This is a genomic window from Flagellimonas sp. 2504JD1-5 (assembly GCF_053618295.1).
Genome location: NZ_JBSIOU010000001.1, coordinates 612,766 through 635,236 on the forward strand (window position 1 = coordinate 612,766; position 22,471 = coordinate 635,236).

Genomic DNA, 22,471 nt, shown 5'->3' on the forward strand with positions numbered 1-22,471 from the left:
TGGTTTAAGCTAATTTGAAACTGTATATTCTGAATGCGCAATCACCCCTTTCTAGTTGCATGTATCAACTGGGTGATTTGCCAAGCCTTCTTGTCCTCATTATAAACTTCTTGTTGCCATTTGAAGGTGTTGTTCTGGAAATCAAAATAGGTGATTCTTATTTTTTCTTTTTTATTGTTCGTTTCAATCAAGGTGATTTTGTCATTTGTGGATACTGCTTCACCCACATCCATTTGTCTGTTGGAGGTATCTACATATGCGGTCTGCCACTTATTCAGTTTTTTATTGAAAATGCGAAGTCCTATCCCATAAAATAGATTCTGGTCGGTTGCTTCTTTGCGTTTGGGCAGGATGAAAACATCTTGAATTGCCATTCCATTTAAAACATAAAACCAATTCCATTCTCCACTGAAGCTATGTTTTACTTCACCGGAAGGGTCTAACATCTCCACTATAATGTCCCAATTGCCCACCAATTGCCCCCAATGATCTGTAGAAGTAGGAGCTTCCTCATTTTTCTCATGGGCCAATAGTCCAATATCTTCTATGTTTTGTTGGGCAAGCATCCCATTCCACGCCAAAAGGCTGAAAAACAAACAGCCTGTTATTTTGTAAGCGCTCGTTATAATTCGATTTTTATTCATGGTTTGGCTTTTTAAAATTCAACATACGAACAGTTTGGAGCCCTAATTGACACTTCAATTAAAATGGAGCGTTTTTTGGGTAAAGTGAAATGTGCATTCGATATTGTCCCAACTAGGATGGTGAAATACAATTTCCTGTTCACCCATATATCAATAAGGCTCCGCTAAAAGTATATTTTTTCAGAAGCCTCTTTTGTAAATATTCGTCGGGAATATGGAGACGAGGTAAACTTGACGTCTATGAAGCCATGTTCTGGTTTCTAAATTCGGTGGGTGTAGTTCCAATGTATTTTTTGAACGCGTTGTAGAAAGATATGCGATTATTAAACCCAACTTGATAAGCGATGTCGGTAATATTCATTTCGTGATCTTTATCATCTACCAACAGCCGTTCGGCTTCTTCAATTCTGTACTTGTTGACAAACTCGTAAAAGCTCATTTGAAAACATTCATTAATGATCTGTGAGGTATTGTGGCGAGACAATTTTAGCATCTCGGCCAAATCGGTAAGTTTCAGTTCACTTTCCAAATAAAGCGATTTAGACTCCATCAAATCAAGTAGCTTTCCTTTATAATCGTTTAAAACTTTTTTGGAAAGTCCTGACTTTTGGTATTTTATGATAGGGAAAATCTTTTTTAGTGGTTTTCCATTAAATACACTGCTGTGGTAAAATCCAAAATAGGAGGTCAGCCCAATAAAAACTCCCATTGTTATGGTAATGGAATAGTCTTGAGATTGTTGAATAAGGCCCGATTTAAAGAGCACAAAGTAAAAAAGCCATGAAATGGTAAAAAAAGCGAATGTAACCGTAGTCAACTTTAACCATAGCTTCATTTCTTTATCCCCAGTGTATTTGTTCCTATTGGTCAAATAGGATGCGAGAGCATATAGTAACGTAGTGGCCACCAAAAAAAAGAAAACAACATCCCCCGCAACAAAGACATACTGGGAAGGATCCAATGTGCCATTATGGATCATGAGTTTGCTCTCTACCGACAAGTTATAGTAACGTATAAAGTTGATCAATACCATCAACGGAATTAAGCTGTGAAAAAATAGTTCCTTTACCTTGGGTTTTGAATCCGTTACTAGCGTTTTTATATATAAATAAAAAAGTGGTCCGTATAGAGAGAAGGGTATGTAGTAAACTAAATTCAGTGCATTAATTATATGGCTATCGCTATATAACCAATATGAAACATTATATATAATGTTCAGCCCAAATAGGAATAGAAAAATCGCCCAAATTGAGTTTGCTGCCCTGACCATGCTTTTTTTAAACCAAAGAAAGCCCGCATAAACAAACGCTTGAAAAGCAAAACATATGAGTATAATTTCCAATATTCTCATTGCAGAGGTTAATTTACTTAAAATTACAGCTAATTGGGTTTAGGGCCTGTTAAGGTTCGTCGGGATTAACAGTAGGGAGGGCCGCAAAGCATAAATAACCGACAATGTGCTTTGTATTTGTTATAAAATTCTATTGGACGTTCGTAAAATTGGGAGCTATATTGTGTAAGTGTTGTAACCCCTTCATTTAATTTTACAAAAAACTCCGGTTTTAGCCGGAGTTTTTTTAAGGTTGTGGTCCCACATGGGCTCGAACCATGGACCCCCTGATTATGAGTCAGGTGCTCTAACCAACTGAGCTATAGGACCTACATTTTTGCGGATGCAATATTACTACTTATTTTGCTACACCGCAAGATTTTACCGTGCTACCCTTCTTTTATTTCTTGGCAAAGCTCTACCAAAACCCCGTTTGTTCCCTTCGGGTGTAAAAATGCCACTAGTTTATTATCCGCTCCTCTTTTAGGTGTTTCGTTCAACACTTTAAAACCTCCTTGTTTTAATCTTGAAATTTCTCCTACAATATCATCGACAGCAAAAGCAATATGGTGAATGCCCTCTCCCTTTTTTTCTAAAAACTTTGCAATTGGACTCTCCTCATTGGTTGCTTCTAACAATTCTACCTTGTTTGGGCCCGATTTGAAAAAAGATGTTCGAACCCCTTCAGATGCTACTTCCTCGGTCTTATAATGTGGCACTCCTAAAAGTTGTGCAAATAAGGTATTGGAATTTTCCAAGCTTTTGACTGCTATACCAATGTGTTCAATTTTATCCATAGCTAAAATACTTAACCGTTTTTCTCCCGTTCAACGCCAAAAATACATACTGTTGGGATATCATATCATGAGGTTCGTCATTTATTCCGTTATTTTGCATTATGGAAACACAACGGCAAAAAAAAATAGCTGGTATCATTCAAAAAGATATGGCCGACATACTGCAGCGCGCTGCAACGGATGGTGGTCTAAAGGGAACCTTGATTTCGGTTTCCAAGGTTTACGTAACCACAGATTTATCAATTGCCAAGGTATATGTGAGTATTTTTCCAACCAAAAGTGCAGATGAATTGCTCGAGGGTATCCGATCCAACAAAAGTTTAATCAAACACGAGTTGGCCCAACGCACCAAAAGCCAGCTCCGCCGTGTTCCTGAACTGAGTTTTTATCTGGATGACTCTTTGGAATATATCGACAAAATTGAAAAATCCCTTAAAGGTGATGAAAACCCCATTGAAAATAGGGATTTGCTAGATAAACGAAAGAAATCCTGATTTTGAACTTTTCTTTTTATATCGCTAAACGTTACCTCCGTTCAAAGAGCAGCCAAAATGCGGTAAATATTATCAATTTTATTACCTTCTTGGTTATTGTAATCGGTTCGGCCGCACTTTTTGTAGTGCTTTCCGCTTTCGCGGGATTAAAAACTTTTAGTCTTTCTTTTACCAATACATTCGACCCAGACCTAAAAGCATTACCTGTTACCGGGAAGCATTTTTCAATTTCACAAAATGAAGAAGCAGCTTTGCAGGAAATTGAAAATTTAGCCAATTATTCCAAAGAGTTGGAGGAACGTGCCTACCTTACTTTCCGTGAAAAAAGCTGCATTGCATATATTAAAGGTGTGGACCATAACTACCGCTCTGTTACCGGGGTTGATAGCACCTTGTATTTTGGCAATTGGGGCGTAATGGAATATAATGGCGTAGCTGGCATTGGAATTTACAACCAACTTGGGGTTCCTATTGATAATTACCAAAACCCGATGACGGTTCTAGTGCCAAAACCAGGCGAGGGTTCATTTTCGCAGCAAAGTCTAAATTCAAAACCATACAACGAACTCCCCATTATACTAAGCGGAGTTTATGCTATTGAGGAGAATCTGGACAAAAAATATGTTTTCGCCCAACTTCCGTTGGTCCAAGCTTTACTGGAAAAGGACAGCACCCAAGTTTCAGGAATCAATTTTAAACTGAGTAATCAATCTTCTTTAGAAGATGTTAGGGAAAAGATTAGAACTGTTTTAGGGGATAAAGTGCTGATCTTAAATAGACAAGAGCAAAATGGTACGCTCCATCGCATGCTTAATACAGAAAACCTGGCTACCTACCTTATTTTTACTTTGGTGTTGATCATTGCCTTGTTCAATGTTGTCGGGGCCATAATTATGATGATCTTGGACAAACAGCAAAACTCAAAGACATTGTTCAGTTTGGGAGCCACTATCAAAGAATTGCGCACCATCTATTTCACCCAAGGATTATTGGTAACTACTTTGGGTGGTTTAATCGGGGTTTTGATTGGGTCTCTATTGATTGGGTCTCAATTGGCCTTCGGTTGGTTAAAAATTACCCCTTCATTGGCCTATCCTGTAGAATATAATGTGATGAATTTGCTTGTGGTATTGGCTACTATTGTGGTATTAGGATTTATTTCTTCAAAAATTGCCAGCAGCAGGATCAACCAAAGGTTGATTTCTGCTTAAGCGAATTGAAAATCCCCAAATTTTTCCAAAACTTCATCAAAAGCTGCAAAAACATCAGCTGATTCATCGCTGGTGACCATTTTCATACGATATTCCTTGAAGTGTGGAATTCCCTTAAAGTAGTTGGTGTAGTGACGTCTTGTCTCAAAAACGCCAAGTTTTTCGCCTTTCCAATCAATAGACATTTGAAGGTGTCTACGGGCCGCATTCACTCTTTCTTCCATCGATGGTGGAGCCAAATGTTCTCCTGTTTTAAAAAAATGTTTCACCTCATTAAAAAACCATGGATTTCCAATGCTAGCCCTGCCAATCATGGCTCCGTCCAAACCATATTCATCTCGCATTTTTACAGCCGCCTCCGGTGTATCCACATCGCCATTTCCAAAAACCGGAATCTGCATTCTCTGGTTGTTCTTAACCTCGGCTATCGGTTTCCAATCGGCGTCGCCCTTGTACATTTGCACCCTGGTTCGGCCATGTATTGCGATAGCTTTGATGCCTACATCTTGCAATCGCTCGGCCACCTCAACAATCTTTATTGAATTGGTATCCCATCCCAATCGTGTTTTAACGGTAACTGGAAGTTTGGTCTGCTTTACAATTTCTTCAGTCAGTTTTACCATAAGGGGAATGTCCCTTAAAATTCCGGCACCAGCATTTTTGCTGACCACTTTTTTTACGGGACAGCCAAAATTAATGTCTATGATGTCGGGATTGGATTTTTCAACAATATCCACCGCCTGAAGCATGGAATCCAGTTCTGCCCCGAAAATCTGTATGCCAACTGGTCTTTCCTTTTCATAGATATCCAGTTTGATTACACTTTTAGCTGCATCCCTAATCAGCCCTTCGGATGAAATGAATTCGGTATAAACCACATCAGCGCCCTGTTCTTTGCACAAAGCACGGAACGGAGGGTCGCTTACGTCTTCCATAGGAGCAAGAAGTAACGGAAAATCAGGAAGTTGTATGTCTCCAATTTTTGGCAAATCCTATTTTTTGGATGGCAAAAATACAAAATACCATAAAATCAACTAGTTATTCCTCGTTTTGCAGTCGTTCCCTTTCTTTTTTGTCTATTTCTCGCTGGTTATCGTTCAATCGGAAATTTCCAAAGTTGTAGGTAACTCCAAACCGAATGAATTGCAATTCAGGTCGTCTTCGATAGAAATTGTCCTGATTTAGATATCGGGAAGTATATGTAGGTACAGCCTGTTCCAGTAAGTCCTCAGCAGCTAGGGAAACTGTAATTCTATCTTTAAAAAGAGATTTTCTAAGACCAAGAGTTACATTGAGCTCATCATCAGAAATATATGAGCCAAATAAGAATTTGGATAAGTATGTCATTGTTACTTCTCCAGTAAATGTCCCATCTTTTGAAAGTGTAAGATAGTTTGCCAAAAGAGCATACGCTCCATCCACTGCATTGGTATACACTTGATTGTTACTCTCAGCGGCCAAAAACGTTTCCTCTTCATGAAAAAGCGAAGTGTAGGCATACAAAAACCAATAAGGTGTCATGTTTTTGCTTAACGTTAAATCAATTCCGTAGCTCTTGCTTTCCAAAACATTCTGTTTCACCTCCACCAAGGTTTGGGCAGTATTATCTTGAAACACAAAATAGGCTATGTTCTCACCATTGTCACGATAATAGACATCAAAGAACAATTCGCTGTTAAATGTATAATTAAAGTTGAAATTATTACTAAAGCTGGGGCGTAATCCTGGATTTCCTTCTTCAAAATCATTCTCATTAAAAAAAGACCTAAACGGATTCAGGTCATTATATTTTGGCCTATCCACATTTCGCCCATAGTCAAAAGCAAAACTATGTTTCTCTGAAGGAGAGTATAACACATAAACGGAAGGGAAGGGTTCAAAAAAATCTATGGTGTTTGTGTCATTCAAGGTAAGAGAGGTTCCAATCGCTTCCGTCAATTCTCCTCTGAGACCCAGTTTCATTGACCATTTTTCCCAATTCTTTACAAAACTTAAATACCCGGCATACACATTTTCATCATAATTAAATCTGTCTGACAAAGAAGCGTCCACATTATTATCCGTCCCTATAAAATTCACAAAGTCAATTCGGTTTTTTGATGTTATTGACGATGCCTTAAGTCCAGTCTCTATGGATGCATTTCCAATTGGGGTGGAGTAGTCAACTTGCCCTGTAAAAATTTGAATGTCTTGCTGGGAGTTGGTGTCAAATCCAAAGTTTCTTAGAAAACCTCCAGCATTATCAAAGTATGAGGAAAATAAATTTTGTGATGAGGCTCCGTCAAAAAAAGTATAGTGTCCATTAAAGGAAAGCTTTGCCCCTGGTTTTTTCAATTTGTGCACATAGGTTAGGTCAACCGCCAAGTTAGTGTTGTCCACATTTTCCGTGTTCTGGGTTGTGAAAGTAGAATCCAACTGACTTTGCCCATTCCTGATTTGAGTTTCTAGGTTGGTAGCTCTTTCCCAGTTTGGATTTATGGCCAAATTGGTGGTGAAGTTAAGGCTGTTTTTCTCATCAAAATCATAATCAAGGATTAAGCTTGCATTTTGGGCCTTTGATCTTGTGGTCTGATCATATTTGGTATCCCAGTTCGAAAATATCGCTTCATTGGTGTCAATAAAGTTGATGCCTTTGATCGCTTTTCTAATTTCTTTTTTCGGGTTAATGCTATAATTGACAAACAAATTTAACTTCTCTGTTTTGAAGTAGTGACTTGTTCCCAAGCCAAATTTGGGGAAAATGGCCTGAGTATACGATCCATTCATACTTCCTTTATAGCCCGGAACTATGTTCTTACTGGTAACAATGTTTAAAATAGGCCCGCCATCGGCATCATATTGGGCAGGTGGGTTTGCGATAACCTCAACCGATTTTATGTTGGTCCCCGACAGACCTTCTAATAAATCTCGTACCTCCTGACCTGATAATTGAACCTTTCTATCATTCAAGTATACGGTAGCGCTCTGCCCTCGAATTTGCAATTCACTCTGGTTGACAATTACGCCCGGAGTACTTTTTAAAATATCCCATGAACTTCCTTGTGAAACCACCGTGTTTTCAACAGAAAAAACCAGTCTGTCCGGTAGCCTTTGAAGTTTGGGTCGTTGCGAAGTGACCACCACCTCATCCAAAGCATTTTCCGCCAAAGGGATTATCAAAGCACCCAATGAAACATTGTTTTTTATATCCAATGCTCGGGGTTCCGACCCTCGGCCAACATAGCTCGCTTGTAACAAATAAATGTTCGGTTTTACCTCGGAAAGTAAAAACTGCCCGTTATCATCTGCAGATGTGCCCTGCACAAATGTGGAATCTGAAGCTTGAAGCAATAAAATATTGGCAAATGGGATAGTGTTGTTTTTTCTATCAACTACCTTCCCCTTAATCTGATAAGTCTGGGCAATCAGATTGTAAGATGTCAAAAACACCAATAAAAATATACAGGTGATTCGCATTAGTTGAGTTTGGGGTTCAATATCAAATCTAAGAAAATATTTTAGAGCCATCTGTTTGAGGCAATTTCATATTTCCTCAAATAAGCTTCAAAGGTGTTTAAAAGACATATATTTGCATTTCCAAAACACCCCCAAATCATTGGGTAATAGACGTTGATGAAGAAGATTAGAAATTTTTGCATAATTGCTCATATTGATCACGGTAAAAGTACCTTGGCCGATCGCCTGTTGGACTTTACCGGTTCTGTGACCGAACGAGAGAAGCAAGATCAGCTTTTGGACAATATGGATTTGGAGCGCGAGCGCGGCATTACCATAAAAAGTCACGCCATTCAAATGGAATATGTGCATGAGGGTGAGACCTACATATTAAATTTGATCGATACTCCCGGACATGTCGATTTCTCCTATGAAGTTTCTCGGTCTATTGCGGCATGCGAAGGTGCGTTATTGGTTGTAGATGCAGCACAGAGTATTCAAGCACAGACCATATCCAATTTATATTTGGCGTTGGAGAATGATTTAGAAATCATTCCAGTGCTCAATAAGGTCGATTTGCCAAGTGCAAACCCGGAAGAGGTAACGGACGATATTGTCGATTTGTTGGGGTGCGATGCTGAAGAGGTGATTCCTGCCAGTGCCAAAACCGGAATCGGGATTGAAAATATTTTGACTGCAATTATTGAACGGGTGCCTGCGCCTGAGGGAAATCCAGATGAGCCACTCCAAGCATTGGTTTTCGATTCTGTCTATAACCCGTTTCGAGGGGTTGAGACTTATTTTAGGGTTATTAATGGTGAAATCAAAAAAGGTCAAAAAATAAAATTTGTTGCTACTGACAAAGATTATTTTGCCGACGAAATTGGCACTTTGAAACTAGAACAGGTTCCAAAAACGGTAATTTCCACTGGTGATGTGGGGTATTTGATCACCGGTATAAAAGATGCCAGGGAAGTAAAGGTTGGTGACACCATTACGGACGCGAGTAAGCCCACGCAAAATGCCATTGAGGGTTTTGAAGATGTAAAACCTATGGTTTTTGCCGGAATCTATCCGGTGGATACCGAAGATTTTGAGGAATTGCGCTCTTCCATGGAAAAATTACAGCTCAATGACGCCTCTTTGGTTTTTACCCCAGAAAGCAGCGCTGCCCTTGGTTTTGGTTTTAGATGTGGTTTTTTGGGTATGTTACACATGGAAATTATTCAGGAACGGTTAGAACGTGAGTTTAACATGACCGTAATTACCACAGTGCCCAACGTAAGTTATTATGCTTACACTACCAAAGACAATGAAACTGCACTGATTGTAAACAACCCATCGGATTTACCGGATCCTTCAACCGTTGACCGGGTGGAGGAACCTTATATCAAGGCCACTATTATTACCAAATCAGATTTTGTTGGAAATGTGATGTCGCTTTGTATTGAAAAACGAGGCCAAATCACCAACCAGACCTATTTGACCACGGAGCGGGTGGAACTTACTTTTGATATGCCCCTCGCTGAAATCGTTTTTGATTTTTACGACCGATTGAAAACCGTTTCAAAAGGCTATGCCTCTTTCGATTATACCCCAATAGGTATGCGAACCTCCAAATTGGTCCGGGTTGATATCCTGTTAAACGCACAACCTGTCGATGCCTTATCTGCATTGGTTCATTTTGATAATGCACATACTATTGGAAAGAAAATGTGCGAAAAATTAAAAGAGCTTATTCCACGACAACAGTTCGATATTCCGATACAAGCGGCCATAGGCTCAAAGATCATTTCTAGGGAGACCATAAAAGCTCTGCGTAAAGACGTGACCGCCAAATGTTATGGTGGCGATATTTCCCGTAAGCGAAAACTGCTTGAAAAGCAGAAGAAAGGGAAAAAGCGGATGCGCCAAGTTGGGAATGTGGAGATTCCGCAACAAGCTTTTATGGCTGTTTTAAAATTGAATGATTAGACATTGCTCATCAAATCATCTATTACTCTGTCCCCAAAACACAAACCAACTCTATATACTCCTTTGGAGTAAGGTCTGCTAAATCCAATTCTTCTTGTGTAACGATAAGTGCATTATCCAAACGGCTAACAGTATAGGTTCCGTCTTCATTATCACAGATTTCTGCTTTTTCTCCTTGTAAATTGCATGACTCACATTTAGTATCATCATCATCTTTAGAGCAACTAACAAATAATAAGCCTGTAAGTGCCACAAATAGTGAGATTTTTTTCATCATTCTAAGTTTATATGGTTTATTGGGTGAAAGTAAGTGGCGGTCATTTTCTTTTATGGTGCCAATTTATGAATACCCCAAACCAATTGACGAATAGCCAGGATGTCAATTGGCGAAAGCACCAAATCGGAAATGTAGAAATCCCACAACAAGCTTTTATGGCAGTACTAAAGTTGAATGATTAAACTTATAACCCGAACAACAAAAATATCTGTGTTCCTTATCTACAATGATAAACTACAGGTAAGTTCCTTTAATTCGGCAAAAGTCAGGCCAGAAGCTTCCAATTCTGCTGAAGTATAGGTTTCTTCTTCTCCTCCTGATTTTACTGTATATGTTCCATTAGAATTATCACAAAATTCTACTTTTTCGCTAGCGATAGTACATGAATCGCATTTGGCGCTGGGGCCATCATCTTTAGAGCAACCAACAAATATTAAACCTGCAAGTGCAACAAATAGGGAGATTTTTTTCATCATTCTAAGTTTAAATGGTTTATTGGATGAAAATAAGAGTACTCCTATTCGTTTTTTGAGTCAAATTCATGAATGCCCCAAACCAATTGATGAATAAAGGGTCTTGTGGAAGTTGTGAATGGCAATGTGCTAATCAATATCAAACATCTTCCCTAAATAAACCAATTTATGCCCTTCTCCATTTGGGGAAAAGTCTTTGCTATTGGCCGGAATGATTTCAATACTGCCATTGGGCGATTTAGTAAACACGGGTATGATCTCGCTATCTTTTAAGGTGATGTCAACAAGCTTGTCGTAATGCTCTTTATCCTTTAAATCAATTTCATGGATCGCGGGGTATTTACGAACCACCTCCGTCAGTTTGATAAAATCATCCGTATGTGAAAAAAGTCCTTCTATTGGGTTGTTTTCTGGATCGTTCATCTCTTCTGAATTGACCAAACGAAAAGCTCCATTTTCGCCAAACTGTCTTTTAAACTTATCAATGGCGAATTTGTTGATATCTGAATTCCCGGTAAGCGCCATTAGGTATCCCATGTCGTTCAACTCAATGTTGTCCGTAAGTGAATCTGAAAAAATATTGGCCGACATAGCCTCTAAACCAATTCTTTTTGCCTTTTCCACATTGGTATCGTTATTATCGATAAGTACAACATGACGATTGTTCTTTTTGAGATAATTCCCTATCAATCTGGATACTTTGGAAGCTCCAATAATCAAGATTCCTTCAGATTTTGTCAAGAACACCCCTATCATCTTGGCAAATGCCCTGGCCGTAGTGGCATTGAGGAGCACGGTTCCCAAAACAATCATAAATACCAAAGGCGTAATATACTCCGCCCCGGGCTCCCCTTTGGCCAATAATTTAGATCCAAAAAGGGATGCGATGCCCGCGGCGACAATACCACGTGGCCCTACCCACCCGATGAAAAGTTTTTCATTCAATTTTAATCCAGAGCCTCTAGTGCTCAAAAAAACACCCAGCGGCCTAATAACAAATACTATTATCGCAAAAAGAATGGCAGTGTTCCAGTTGAAAATCAGCATCATATCACTGATGTTGATATTGGCCGCCAACAAAATGAACAAAATTGAGATCAGCAAAACACTCAAAGATTCTTTAAAGTAAAGCAGTTCTTTTAGATTGGGTAGATTCATATTTCCCATTACCATTCCCATTACAACAACCGCCAATAATCCAGATTCATGGGCAAATACGTCGGACTCTACAAACACCAATAGCACCACGGAAAGTGAAACCACATTCATCAAGTAATGCGGAATAAAGTTCTTTTTTATGGCAAACGCCAATGCGTGGGCAAATGTGAATCCGAAAGTGGTTCCAAATAATAAAATCTTGCCAAATTCTACCAAAGCAGTTTGTGTAAAAGCACTTCCCTCCCCAACACTAATAAATTCAAAAACCAATACAGCCACCAATGCACCAATAGGGTCTATGAGGATTCCTTCCCATTTAAGAACTGCCGAAACATCTTTTTTTAATGGAATATTCCTTAGAATCGGTGTAATCACCGTTGGACCCGTAACAATGATCAATGCCGAAAACAAAAACGAGATCTGCCATGAAAGCCCAAAAATATAATGAGCTGCAACCCCTGCGCCAAAAAAAGTGACCACAGAGCCCAAGGTAATTAACTTGGTAATCACAGGGCCTACGTTCTTTATTTCTGAACGTTTTAAGGTAAGTCCCCCTTCAAAAAGAATAATACTAATGGCCAAGGAAACAAAATAATAAAGCCCCTCGCCAGGAAACAGCCCCTTTTCCCCATTCCAAATAGGCTCTATCAACTTTGCACCATCTTCAGTGTACAACGTAGCGATTGGCCCAACCAATAGGCCAATCAAAATAAGCGGTAGAATTGCGGGTAGTTTAAAACGCCATGCCACCCACTGTGCAATAATTCCAAGAATAATAATTCCGGCAAGCTCCAGCATTGTCTTAGTTTTCTTGAAATTTACAGCTTTTCCATGAAAAATTTAACTATTATGAAAAAGCGCTTTTATCTCTTTATTGATTAAGTGTTATATTGGCCTCAATCTTTAACGACGAATCCTTGAATCCACCATTTAAAACTGTTTTATTTGGATTTGCCTTCTCTCCCTCCTTGAAAATAAATATCATGGAAACATCCAGGATAGCCCATTTTTTTGGGGCCAAGCTCTTACTGCTACATGTAGGAAGGAAAACGGAAGAGAAGGAAAAACAAATTCTCGGGATTCTTTCACGGATAGAGCATAAAAATCTTGAGATTTCCATTGAATGGAGGGAAGGAAAACCTGATCAGGTTTTATTGGAAACTTGTAGCAATTCAAATATTGATCTTCTTATTCTTGGGGCTCTTCAGCACGAAAACCTTTACCAATTCTATGTTGGATCCATTGCTCGAAAATTAACCCGGAAGGTTTGTTGCTCCGTACTTTTGCTTATAAAACCTTCAGATATAAGAATTCCGTGTCAGCATGTAGTGGTAAATGGCCTGGAAGATGAAGGAACTGCCTTGGCCATTTCAAATGCAGTTTATGTATCGAACGCTCTGGGAGCAAAGCAATTGACCATTGTTGAGGAAATAAGGCAAAAAGAGGTTGCCGTGAGTATTGAAGATGACAAATCGCTTAAAAAAGCTTCCATTCAAAAAGAACGACTAAGACATCGTGAAGATTCAAGGGTTCGAAAACTATTAAAATCTATCCCAGAAAACTATTTGGAAAACCTGAAGGTCAAAACCCAAAGTATTTTTGGTAAGCGGGGGTACTCCATTGGACACTATGCCGAAGTTGTCAGAGCCGATTTGTTGGTAATGAACGCACCAAAAAAAACAGGCCTATTGGATAGGGTTTTCCCACACGACATAGAATATATTTTATCCGATTTACCAACCGACCTACTTATTGTTAGAAAAACCAATTGACGCCAAAAACAAGCCATACCAAATCATTCGTAAAAGACCTGCCCAAAAACCTGTTTTCTGGTTTTGTGGTTTCTTTGATTGCGCTTCCATTGGGACTTGGACTGGCAATCGCCAGTGACGCCCCTCCCATATCCGGAATTATTGCTGCAATCGTAGGTGGAACAGTGGTTGCCCTATTAGGTGGTTCCAATGTGACCATCACCGGCCCCGGAAATGGTTTGGTCATTGTGCTTTTGGGAGCTATCACAACACTGGGGGGTGGTGATTTGTATCAAGGATACCTATTTACCCTCGCCGCCATTGTAATCTCCGGAATTTTGATGTTGCTCCTAGGTTTTTTAAAAATGGGGCGCCTAGCCGATTTTTTTCCGGCTTCCGCTATTGAAGGAATGTTAGCAGCCATCGGCTGGGGTATTTTTGCCAAACAGTTTCATATTATGGTCGGCCATAACAATGAAAGTGGTTCTATTGTAGCCTTATTGGCCCAAATTCCCAATGGTTTGGCAAATCTTTTTCAAAATGGAACTACAGAAGAACTCGTCGCTGCCGGAATTGGAATTATCAGTCTTTTAATTATGGTGTTCTATTCAAAAATTAGAAACCAATATTTTCAGCTGATTCCTGCACCCATGTGGATATTGATTTTATCCGTGGGATTTAGTTATTCCTTCGGATGGTTGAACATCCCCTTCCCCATGGATGCCTCATATCTTATTTCCATTCCAGAAAATGTGCTCTCCAATCTTGCTTTTCCAGACTTTTCAAAGGCACTTCAGAAAGAGTTTATCCTAAGCGTCTTTGCCATCACCCTTATTGCAAGTATCGAATCATTGCTGAGCATTAAGGCTGTGGATAAACTGGATACCCAGAGCAGGCGGTCCAATGTAAACAAAGATTTAAAAGCATTAGGGCTGGCGACTTCCTTAAGCGGTTTGGTCGGTGGTCTAAATGTGGTCACCGTAATCGCCAGAAGTTCAGTCAATGTTAACAACGGTGCCACCAATAGGTCTGCAAACTTTTTCCATGCTACTTTTCTGGTGATTTTTATTCTGGTGTTCCAAGAGCAGCTCAAAAAAATTCCGTTGGCGGCCCTAGCAGCTATTTTGGTGTACACCGGATATAAGCTGGCCACTCCCAAAACTTTCCGAAAAATTGCAAAGATTGGAAAGGAACAGATTATAATTTTCTTGGCAACATTGCTCACTACGCTCTTTACCAACCTAATTACTGGAATTGGCTTGGGCATTCTTACCACATTAGTGATTCATATTATTATCAATAGAAGCGCCTTTCTTTTTTTAGGAAATATTTTTAAGCCCAATGTGCTTCTATTCCAAGAACAGGAGGATAAAAATTACTACGTAAGCGTAAAATATTTCTGCAGTTTTCTCAACTTTTTTAAGCTCAAAAATAAGTTGGATGCCATACCCGAAGATCAAAATGTGATAGTTGATTTTTCGATGTGCGGATTTGTGGATCATACGGTAATGGAAGGCTTGGAATCATACATGCATGTTTTCTCGAAAAAAGGAGGAAGTATTGAAATAGTGGGATTGGACAAGCATGAAACCGACTCCAAACATCCCTTCGCAATACGAAAAATACTTCCTTTGCAAACTCTAAAACCTATTGAAAAATACTTCACCCGAAGACAGTCCCATTTGGAGGAGACGGCAATGGAGCTTGGTTGGGATTACAAGGCCGAAAAAAATATAGAAACTTCCTTTTTATCCGATTTTATCTTTTTTAAGACACGTGAAATAGGTTATTTATATAATCACCTTATTGACGAAAAAGACCATTGTTCCGTATTTGACCTGGAATTTACCGAAGGTGCATTTGTCGCTAAAGAGGTCATCAAGTCTACGGTAATGCACATCGAATTGCCCCAGCGATTCCCTGTTTTTACCTTGGACAAGGAAGGACTTCTGGAGCGAATTTATAAGTTGGCGGGTTTTAAGGACATCACCATTAACAATCATCCTGATTTTAACAGAAGGTTCTTTTTGAGCGGAGAGAAAACCACTCAGATCCAAGGGCTTTTTCATGATCATCTTATCCTGTTTTTGGAAAGCAATCCTTATTATCATATTGAATCCAATGGCAATTCGTTGTTTGTCCTAAAAAAAGAGCGTTTGTTGAGCGTTCAGGAAATCAAGGCAATGATTTACTTCGGGTTACAGCTGCAAAAGCTCCTAAACCAATTTCCTGAGGACTAATTTTGTTAAAATACGGCCAATAAACCGATATTTTTTAACCATTTGCATCAGGCTTTTCTTATTTTGCACGGCATTTATTTTCTGAATGACTATTTATCCTGTTGAGACCGGTAATTTTAAACTAGATGGTGGGGCAATGTTTGGCGTTGTTCCCAAATCCATTTGGAACAAGACCAACCCGGCCGATTCCAACAACATGATTGACCTTGCTACCAGATGCCTACTCATTGAAGATGACGGTAAGCTCATTTTAATTGACAATGGACTTGGAGACAAACAGTCAGAAAAATTCTTTAGTTATTACTACCGCTGGGGCAACCATTCGCTGGATAATTCCTTAAAGGAATTGGGATTTCACAGAAATGATATCACCGATGTTTTTTTGACACATTTGCACTTTGATCATTGTGGCGGAAGTATCCAATGGAACAAAGACAGAACAGGTTATGAACCCGCATTTAAAAATGCGCGTTTTTGGACCAACCAAAATCACTGGGAATGGGCAACAAAACCCAATGCGCGTGAAAAGGCTTCTTTTTTAAAAGAGAACCTGCTCCCCATGCAAGAAAGTGGGCAGCTCAATTTTATCAAACAGCAGAACGTCTCATTCCTTAATACATCGGAAATGGGGTTTGGTATCTTTTTTGTAGATGGACATACGGAGAAAATGATGCTTCCCCAGATAAGTTATAAAGGGAAAAATATCGTTTTTGTGGCTGATCTTATTCCAACTGTAGGGCATATTCCCCTACCATATATTATGGGATATGACACAAGGCCGTTACTGACCTTGGAAGAAAAGGCTCAATTTTTAAATAATGCGGTTGAAAACAATCTGCTATTGTTCTTTGAACACGATGCACACAATCAATTATGCTCCTTAAAACAGACGGAAAAAGGGGTGCGATTGAACGAATTGTTTTCTTTCGATGAAATATTCAATTCACAATAAAGTTTTACATTTCAACAAAATAAGATTTATGAATATCAAATACTTCAAGCTACCATTTGCCTCGTTAACGGCTTCCATTTTTTTGATGGGTTGCGGAGCAACAACCTTAGTTTCCACCCCAGTTGCCAATATCGATTCCGTTCCTTTAAAAATTTCGGAGCTCTCAGAAGCTCAAAAGAAAACTTGGGGGCACGCCGATTTAGTCTCGGATACCATTCCGGGAATGAGTGTAGATAAAGCGTATCGGGAAATCATCAAAAACAGACGGGGAAATACCGTTGTTGTTGCAGTTGTAGATTCTGGGATGGACTTGGAACATGAAGATCTTGATGATGTTTTGTGGGTCAACAAAGGAGAAAAGCCGAACAACGGTAAAGACGATGATGGTAATGGTTATGTTGATGATATTCACGGTTATAATTTCTTGGGGGAAGCATATAATGAGCAATTGGAATATGTGCGAATGTTGCGATTGAACATTGGTGATGCCTCAGAAAGAGCAAAAGCACGCATAAAACTCGATTCGGAGTATCCAAAAGCGCTTCAAAACAAGCAACAATATGAACAGATCTATCAAGTGGTGAAAAACGCTGATGAGGCTGTTAAAAAAGAGCTGGGGAAAAGTTCCTATACCAAAAAGGAATTGATGGGCATTGAGGCCAAATCGGAACAAATGAAACAGAATATCGCTGTTCTCAATCAAATGTTCTCTTATGGGGATGATATTCCAAGCGTTATGGAAGAGCTTTCAGAGGGAATTACTTATTTCACGGAACAGGTGAATTATAATCTCAACAAGGATTTTGACGGTAGAACCCCGGTCGGAGACAATCCATACGACCTTACCGATAAATCATACGGCAATGGAAATCCTAAAAACAGGGTGGATACTGAAAGTCATGGAACTCACGTTGCGGGAATCATTGCTGCTGAGCGCAACAATGGAAAGGGTGTGAATGGCGTTGCAAAAAATGTAAAACTGATGAGTGTTAGGGCTGTTCCCAACGGCGATGAGTATGATAAAGACATTGCCATGGCCATTCGATATGCGGCGGACAATGGAGCGAAGATTATCAACTGCAGTTTTGGAAAATCTTTCTCACCTAACGCACAATGGGTTTATGACGCCATTAAATATGCAGCTTCGCGCGATGTTTTAATTGTACATGCCGCGGGTAATGATGGCAACGATCTGGATAATGCGGAAAATCCAAACTTCCCCAACGACCATAAATACGGAGGTGGAGAATTCGCCAATAATGTAATCACAGTAGGTGCCCTTACCAGTAGCTATGGCTCTAAAATGGTGGCATCTTTTTCAAACTATGGTAAGCAAAATGTAGATGTTTTTGCTCCTGGAGATGGTATATATTCTACTTTACCCAACAACGAGTATGATTTTCAAGGCGGAACTTCCATGGCCGCTCCCGCCGTTGCAGGTGTAGCTGCTTTGATTAGATCGTATTATCCCCAACTTTCGGCTTCCCAGGTAAAACAAATCATCATCGAGTCTGGATTGAGCACTAAAGCCTCGGTCATTGTTTCAGGAGACCCAGAAAATGCAACAACCTTTGATAAAATCTCAAAATCAGGTAAAATGGTCAATGCCTACAATGCCCTTCTATTGGCAGACAATATATCAAAAGGTAAAATGACATTGACGAAGAACACAAAATAACATGAGAAGCGCTTTTTTGTGCTTTATCGCATTAGCCACGGGAGTTTTTACCCTTTCCGCCCAAAGCAATACTTCGTATTGGCAACAACATGTTGATTACACCATGGATGTGAAAATGGATGTGAAATCCTTTCAATATGAAGGAACCCAAAAATTGGTCTATACCAACAACTCTCCCGACGAGTTGACCAGGGTTTATTACCATTTATACTTCAATGCATTTCAACCTGGAAGTGAAATGGATGCACGTCTTCAAAACGTAAAAGATCCTGACAAACGAATGATGACAAATGGAAAAAGTAGGATTGCTTCTCTTTCAGAAAGCGAAATCGGCTTTTTGCATATACAAACCTTAACTCAAGATGGCAACCCAGTTTCTTTTGTCGAGGAGGGTACCATTTTGGTGGTGGATTTGGCCCAGCCTATTCCCTCGGGAGGAAAGACCATCCTCGATATGCAATTCAAAGGGCAAGTCCCCTTACAGGTAAGAAGGTCAGGAAGAAATAGTGCAGAAGGTGTTGCCCTTTCCATGAGCCAATGGTATCCCAAACTTTCCGAATATGATTTTGAAGGATGGCATCCCAACGCTTACATCGGAAGGGAATTTCATGGCGTATGGGGCAATTTTGATGTAAAATTGACAATTGACAAAGATTACACGGTAGGTGGGTCCGGTTACCTTCAAAACCCTCAAGAAATTGGCCATGGTTATGAAGCTCCAGGCACCTCGGTGAAGACCAAAGGAAAAACATTGACCTGGCATTTTAAGGCCCCAAATGTTCACGATTTTATGTGGGCGGCGGATCCAGATTACATTCATGATGTTTTGGAAATGGAAGATGGTCCAACATTGCATTTTCTTTATAAAAATGATCCGGGAATTCTTGAAAACTGGAAAAAATTACAACCCAAAACAGCTGAAACCATGGAGTTTTTCAGCAAAAACATTGGCAAATACCCTTACGAGCAGTACTCCGTAATACAAGGAGGGGACGGAGGCATGGAGTACGCCATGAGTACACTGATAACGGGTAAAAGAAGTTTCGGAAGTCTCGTTGGTGTAACCGTCCATGAGATGGCACATTCCTGGTTTCAACATATTTTGGCCACCAATGAGTCCAAATACGAATGGATGGATGAAGGCTTCACGTCATTTATCAGTAGTCTTTGCATGAACGAGATTATGGATCAAGACAAGGAAAACCCTTTTGAAGGTTCCTACAAAGGATACTACGCCTTGGTCAACTCCGGTCTGGAAAAACCCCAGACAACCCATGCAGATCGTTTTGCCACCAATTTCGCATATGGAATTGGGGCCTATAGCAAAGGTTCCATATTCCTTTCACAATTGGGCTATGTCATCGGTCAGGATAAATTAATGCAGACCATTCAAAAATATTATGAGGACTTCAAATTCAAGCATCCTGTACCCAACGATATCAAAAGATCGGCGGAAAAAGTTTCAGGAATGGAGTTGGACTGGTATTTGACCGATTGGACTCAAACCACCAATACCATTGATTATTCCATAAAGACTGTGGAATCAGAAGGTCAAAAAACAAAGGTTGTCTTGGAGCGAATTGGTGAAATGCCAATGCCTTTGGATATCCTGGTGGTAAATGCCGATGGCACCCAGGAAACCTTTTATGTTCCCTTGCGCATGATGCGGGGAGAAAAAGACAATCCATACCCCAATCTAAAAAGAACTGTTTTGGAGGATTGGGCCTGGGCGAACCCAACCTATGGCTTTACCATAGACAGGCCTATTGAAAGCATTAAGGCAATTGTAATAGACCCTTCCCAACTTATGGCAGACGTGAATGGGGAAAACAACGTGCATCAAAAGCTACTGGATTAAGGGATTTTCATGTCATGCTGAGCCTGTCGAAGTATGGGCATGATTACAAGATTGACCCCTCGAGAGGACATTAGGAGTGTCTTTTCTTAGGTGTACGGTCAACGTCAAAAACAGTTTATAATTTTAATTTTTTACCTTGTTGATAGATAAATTGTCCCCTTGAGGGGACAATGCTCATTCCGCAATGCCGCAACCACAAAGTAACTTCACACTCCCAAAAAAGGAAAAGCTCAAAAGCAAAAAGGTTTTTGAGCAACTTTTTATGGAAGGAAGCAGTATTAAGGCTTTCCCCATAAAATTAATCTACACCAGCACCGACTTTGATGACGAAACCAAGATTAAAGTAGCCGTTGTTGCTCCTAAAAAGAAATTTAAAAGTGCTGTAAAGCGCAATCGTATAAAAAGGTTGATGCGCGAGGCATATAGACTGAACAAGCATATTGTTTTTAACAAGATTGAGGGAAATTTTGCGTTTCTATTTTTATATCTTGGTAATACCATGCCCGATTATAATGAGGTAGATGGTGCTATAAATAAGCTCTTGGAGGCTTTTCTAAAAAAAGAATCCCATGAAAAAGTCAAGAATAAATAAAAAGGTTTTAATCCCTCTTGTGGCGATTGCCTTTTTAGCGGTAGGAAGCAGTTTTAAAAGTGATTTCTTCGAGATTGCAAAGCAAATTGAGATTTTCACCACGCTCTTTAAAGAGCTCAACATGAATTATGTGGATGAGACCAATCCGGCAGAACTCATGGATTCCGCAATAAAGAACATGTTGGACGAATTAGATCCTTACACCCGCTTTTTAAATGAACAAGATGTCGAGGCCTATAAAATCAACAATGCAGGGGAATATTCCGGAATTGGGGCCTTGGTCCGTTCGTTTGAAAGTAAACTCGTGATTGTTGAACCTTATAAGGGCTATCCGGCAGACAACGCCGGGTTAAAGGCTGGTGATGAAATCATTAAAATCGGTGATATCAAAGTTGCTGATTTTGATGATAACGCAAGCGAACTCCTTAAGGGAGCTAACAACACCAGTGTGGATATCACTTTTGTTCGACAAGGTCAAACCAAGACAGCAACCCTTAAAAGAGAAGGCGTTGAAGTGGATGCTGTCCCTTTTTACGATATGATCGATGACAAAACTGGGTATATCGTACTGTCCAAGTTCAATAGAAAGGCCTCGGCCCAAACCAAATCGGCATTGCGTGACCTAAAAGGCAAGGGAGCCGAAAAATTGGTGCTCGACCTACGTGGAAATCCTGGGGGTCTTCTTTCAGAAGCCATAAACGTTACCAATCTCTTTGTTCCAAAAGGAGAGCTAATTGTGACTACAAAATCAAAGGTCAAGAAGTTCAACCAAGAATACAAAACCAAAAACCAACCTGAAGATTTGGATATTCCCTTGGTTGTTTTGGTCAATGGCAGAAGTGCATCAGCAAGTGAAATTGTTTCTGGTGGATTGCAGGATTTAGATCGTGCAGTTATTATGGGCGCGCGAAGCTTTGGAAAAGGTTTGGTACAAAGACCATTGAAACTCACTTATGGTACGCAACTAAAGGTCACCATATCTAGATATTATACCCCTTCCGGTCGATGTATCCAATCTTTGGATTATTGGAACAGGGATGAAGAAGGAAATGCTATCCGTAACTCAAATTTCAAAGAGTTCACCACAAGAAATGGTCGAAAAGTACAAGATGGAGGCGGTGTAATGCCCGATATTGAAATTGCTTCCCTTAAATCCAACACATTGATTGACGCACTGCAACAAAACAGTGTTGTTTTTGATTTCGCTACGGATTATTACTATGACCATGCTTTTGACTCAGTTGACAATTTTACCTTTTCAGATTCCGATTTTGACACTTTTAAGCGCTACGCGCAAACCCAGGATTTTTCCTTCCGAACCGAAACTGAAGAACTGTTGGAAGATGCCATAAACAGCGATGAACATTTGCTGGGTCCTGCAGTGCAGGAAAAATACAAGGATTTATTGCTTGCCGTAAACAAAGGAAAGATTTTGGCTTTGGACACCTATAAAAATGAAATACGGAAAAACCTTGAAGATGAAATCATTAAGCGGTATTTCTATCGCGAGGGGCTTTATCAATATTATCTAAAACATGATGATGCCATTTTAGCGGCCAAAGTATTGTTGAACGACAAGACAAAATACAATGGCATTTTAAACTAGT

At 39.8% G+C, this 22,471-nt stretch carries 18 protein-coding genes and 1 tRNA gene; 10 read left to right on the forward strand and 9 right to left on the reverse strand.

The features are described 5' to 3' along the window. Positions 1-41 precede the first annotated feature (41 nt). The 4 genes from ACULLG_RS02755 to mce form a co-directional block, all read right to left on the reverse strand. Positions 42-644, reverse strand: a complete 603-nt coding sequence (locus ACULLG_RS02755) for a hypothetical protein (protein WP_452125239.1) — start codon at positions 642-644, stop codon at positions 42-44. 238 nt (positions 645-882) lie between these two features. Then, entirely contained in the window at positions 883-1,677 is a 795-nt protein-coding gene (locus tag ACULLG_RS02760; protein ID WP_452125240.1) for a helix-turn-helix domain-containing protein, read from the reverse strand. Positions 1,678-2,230: 553 nt separating this feature from the next. Next, positions 2,231-2,304, reverse strand: a tRNA-Ile gene (locus tag ACULLG_RS02765). 59 nt (positions 2,305-2,363) lie between these two features. Next, positions 2,364-2,771 (reverse strand): methylmalonyl-CoA epimerase, encoded by a 408-nt coding sequence (gene mce / locus ACULLG_RS02770; RefSeq protein WP_452125241.1) that lies wholly within the window; start codon positions 2,769-2,771, stop codon positions 2,364-2,366. Between the two features lie 101 nt (positions 2,772-2,872). On the opposite strand from mce, the gene rbfA reads away from it, so the two are divergent. Together rbfA and ACULLG_RS02780 are read left to right on the forward strand one after the other, a co-directional pair. Continuing rightward, positions 2,873-3,265, forward strand: a complete 393-nt coding sequence (gene rbfA / locus ACULLG_RS02775) for a 30S ribosome-binding factor RbfA (protein ID WP_452125242.1) — start codon at positions 2,873-2,875, stop codon at positions 3,263-3,265. 2 nt (positions 3,266-3,267) lie between these two features. After that, positions 3,268-4,476 carry an ABC transporter permease gene (locus ACULLG_RS02780; RefSeq protein ID WP_452125243.1) on the forward strand — a complete coding sequence of 403 codons (1,209 nt, stop codon included), beginning with the start codon at positions 3,268-3,270 and terminating at the stop codon, positions 4,474-4,476. On the opposite strand, the gene dusB is transcribed toward ACULLG_RS02780, so the two are convergent. Both dusB and ACULLG_RS02790 read right to left on the reverse strand, forming a co-directional pair. Next, positions 4,473-5,465, reverse strand: coding sequence for a tRNA dihydrouridine synthase DusB (gene dusB / locus ACULLG_RS02785; RefSeq protein WP_452125244.1), 993 nt, complete (start codon positions 5,463-5,465; stop codon positions 4,473-4,475). The two genes, ACULLG_RS02780 and dusB, sit on opposite strands and share 4 nt — an antisense overlap. Positions 5,466-5,514: 49 nt before the next feature. Further along, positions 5,515-7,932 (reverse strand): outer membrane beta-barrel protein, encoded by a 2,418-nt coding sequence (locus ACULLG_RS02790; protein ID WP_452125245.1) that lies wholly within the window; start codon positions 7,930-7,932, stop codon positions 5,515-5,517. Between the two features lie 156 nt (positions 7,933-8,088). On the opposite strand from ACULLG_RS02790, the gene lepA reads away from it, so the two are divergent. Next, on the forward strand, positions 8,089-9,885 hold the full coding sequence (lepA, locus tag ACULLG_RS02795; protein ID WP_452125246.1) for a translation elongation factor 4: 1,797 nt from the start codon (positions 8,089-8,091) through the stop codon (positions 9,883-9,885). Between the two features lie 22 nt (positions 9,886-9,907). Here the strand turns inward: lepA and ACULLG_RS02800 are convergent, their stop codons facing one another. The 3 genes from ACULLG_RS02800 to ACULLG_RS02810 all read right to left on the reverse strand — a co-directional run bounded on the left by ACULLG_RS02800 (position 9,908) and on the right by ACULLG_RS02810 (position 12,591). Beyond that, positions 9,908-10,159 (reverse strand): hypothetical protein, encoded by a 252-nt coding sequence (locus tag ACULLG_RS02800; protein WP_452125247.1) that lies wholly within the window; start codon positions 10,157-10,159, stop codon positions 9,908-9,910. A 224-nt stretch (positions 10,160-10,383) separates the two neighbouring features. Next, on the reverse strand, positions 10,384-10,635 hold the full coding sequence (locus ACULLG_RS02805) for a hypothetical protein (protein ID WP_452125248.1): 252 nt from the start codon (positions 10,633-10,635) through the stop codon (positions 10,384-10,386). Between the two features lie 129 nt (positions 10,636-10,764). Further along, the gene (locus ACULLG_RS02810; RefSeq protein ID WP_452125249.1) at positions 10,765-12,591 is read right to left on the reverse strand and encodes a cation:proton antiporter; all 1,827 of its coding nucleotides are present in this window, start codon (positions 12,589-12,591) and stop codon (positions 10,765-10,767) included. Between the two features lie 185 nt (positions 12,592-12,776). On the opposite strand from ACULLG_RS02810, the gene ACULLG_RS02815 reads away from it, so the two are divergent. The 7 genes from ACULLG_RS02815 to ACULLG_RS02845 all read left to right on the forward strand — a co-directional run bounded on the left by ACULLG_RS02815 (position 12,777) and on the right by ACULLG_RS02845 (position 22,470). Next, positions 12,777-13,565 (forward strand): universal stress protein, encoded by a 789-nt coding sequence (locus ACULLG_RS02815; protein WP_452125250.1) that lies wholly within the window; start codon positions 12,777-12,779, stop codon positions 13,563-13,565. Then, entirely contained in the window at positions 13,562-15,784 is a 2,223-nt protein-coding gene (locus ACULLG_RS02820) for a SulP family inorganic anion transporter (RefSeq protein WP_452125251.1), read from the forward strand. The genes ACULLG_RS02815 and ACULLG_RS02820 overlap by 4 nt, the downstream gene beginning before the upstream one ends. Before the next feature lie 85 nt (positions 15,785-15,869). Beyond that, positions 15,870-16,736 carry an MBL fold metallo-hydrolase gene (locus ACULLG_RS02825; RefSeq protein ID WP_452125252.1) on the forward strand — a complete coding sequence of 289 codons (867 nt, stop codon included), beginning with the start codon at positions 15,870-15,872 and terminating at the stop codon, positions 16,734-16,736. 28 nt (positions 16,737-16,764) lie between these two features. After that, complete coding sequence (locus tag ACULLG_RS02830; RefSeq protein WP_452125253.1) at positions 16,765-18,414, forward strand: S8 family peptidase; 1,650 nt, start codon at positions 16,765-16,767, stop codon at positions 18,412-18,414. A 1-nt stretch (position 18,415) separates the two neighbouring features. Continuing rightward, entirely contained in the window at positions 18,416-20,272 is a 1,857-nt protein-coding gene (locus ACULLG_RS02835) for a M1 family metallopeptidase (RefSeq protein WP_452125254.1), read from the forward strand. A gap of 184 nt (positions 20,273-20,456) precedes the next feature. Then, positions 20,457-20,864 carry a ribonuclease P protein component gene (gene rnpA / locus ACULLG_RS02840; RefSeq protein ID WP_452125255.1) on the forward strand — a complete coding sequence of 136 codons (408 nt, stop codon included), beginning with the start codon at positions 20,457-20,459 and terminating at the stop codon, positions 20,862-20,864. Beyond that, on the forward strand, positions 20,842-22,470 hold the full coding sequence (locus ACULLG_RS02845; protein WP_452125256.1) for a S41 family peptidase: 1,629 nt from the start codon (positions 20,842-20,844) through the stop codon (positions 22,468-22,470). Before rnpA ends, ACULLG_RS02845 begins: the two co-directional genes overlap by 23 nt. The last annotated feature ends 1 nt before the right edge of the window (position 22,471 follow it).

Coding starts and splice junctions, on each gene's coding strand:
- ACULLG_RS02755 (WP_452125239.1), bottom strand. CDS start 644: ATGAATAAAAATCGAATTATAACGAGCGCTTACAAAATAACAGGCTGT.
- ACULLG_RS02760 (WP_452125240.1), bottom strand. CDS start 1,677: ATGGTATTGATCAACTTTATACGTTACTATAACTTGTCGGTAGAGAGC.
- mce (WP_452125241.1), bottom strand. CDS start 2,771: ATGGATAAAATTGAACACATTGGTATAGCAGTCAAAAGCTTGGAAAAT.
- rbfA (WP_452125242.1), top strand. CDS start 2,873: ATGGAAACACAACGGCAAAAAAAAATAGCTGGTATCATTCAAAAAGAT.
- ACULLG_RS02790 (WP_452125245.1), bottom strand. CDS start 7,932: ATGCGAATCACCTGTATATTTTTATTGGTGTTTTTGACATCTTACAAT.
- lepA (WP_452125246.1), top strand. CDS start 8,089: ATGAAGAAGATTAGAAATTTTTGCATAATTGCTCATATTGATCACGGT.
- ACULLG_RS02800 (WP_452125247.1), bottom strand. CDS start 10,159: ATGAAAAAAATCTCACTATTTGTGGCACTTACAGGCTTATTATTTGTT.
- ACULLG_RS02805 (WP_452125248.1), bottom strand. CDS start 10,635: ATGAAAAAAATCTCCCTATTTGTTGCACTTGCAGGTTTAATATTTGTT.
- ACULLG_RS02810 (WP_452125249.1), bottom strand. CDS start 12,591: ATGCTGGAGCTTGCCGGAATTATTATTCTTGGAATTATTGCACAGTGG.
- ACULLG_RS02815 (WP_452125250.1), top strand. CDS start 12,777: ATGGAAACATCCAGGATAGCCCATTTTTTTGGGGCCAAGCTCTTACTG.
- ACULLG_RS02825 (WP_452125252.1), top strand. CDS start 15,870: ATGACTATTTATCCTGTTGAGACCGGTAATTTTAAACTAGATGGTGGG.
- ACULLG_RS02830 (WP_452125253.1), top strand. CDS start 16,765: ATGAATATCAAATACTTCAAGCTACCATTTGCCTCGTTAACGGCTTCC.
- ACULLG_RS02835 (WP_452125254.1), top strand. CDS start 18,416: ATGAGAAGCGCTTTTTTGTGCTTTATCGCATTAGCCACGGGAGTTTTT.
- rnpA (WP_452125255.1), top strand. CDS start 20,457: ATGCCGCAACCACAAAGTAACTTCACACTCCCAAAAAAGGAAAAGCTC.
- ACULLG_RS02845 (WP_452125256.1), top strand. CDS start 20,842: ATGAAAAAGTCAAGAATAAATAAAAAGGTTTTAATCCCTCTTGTGGCG.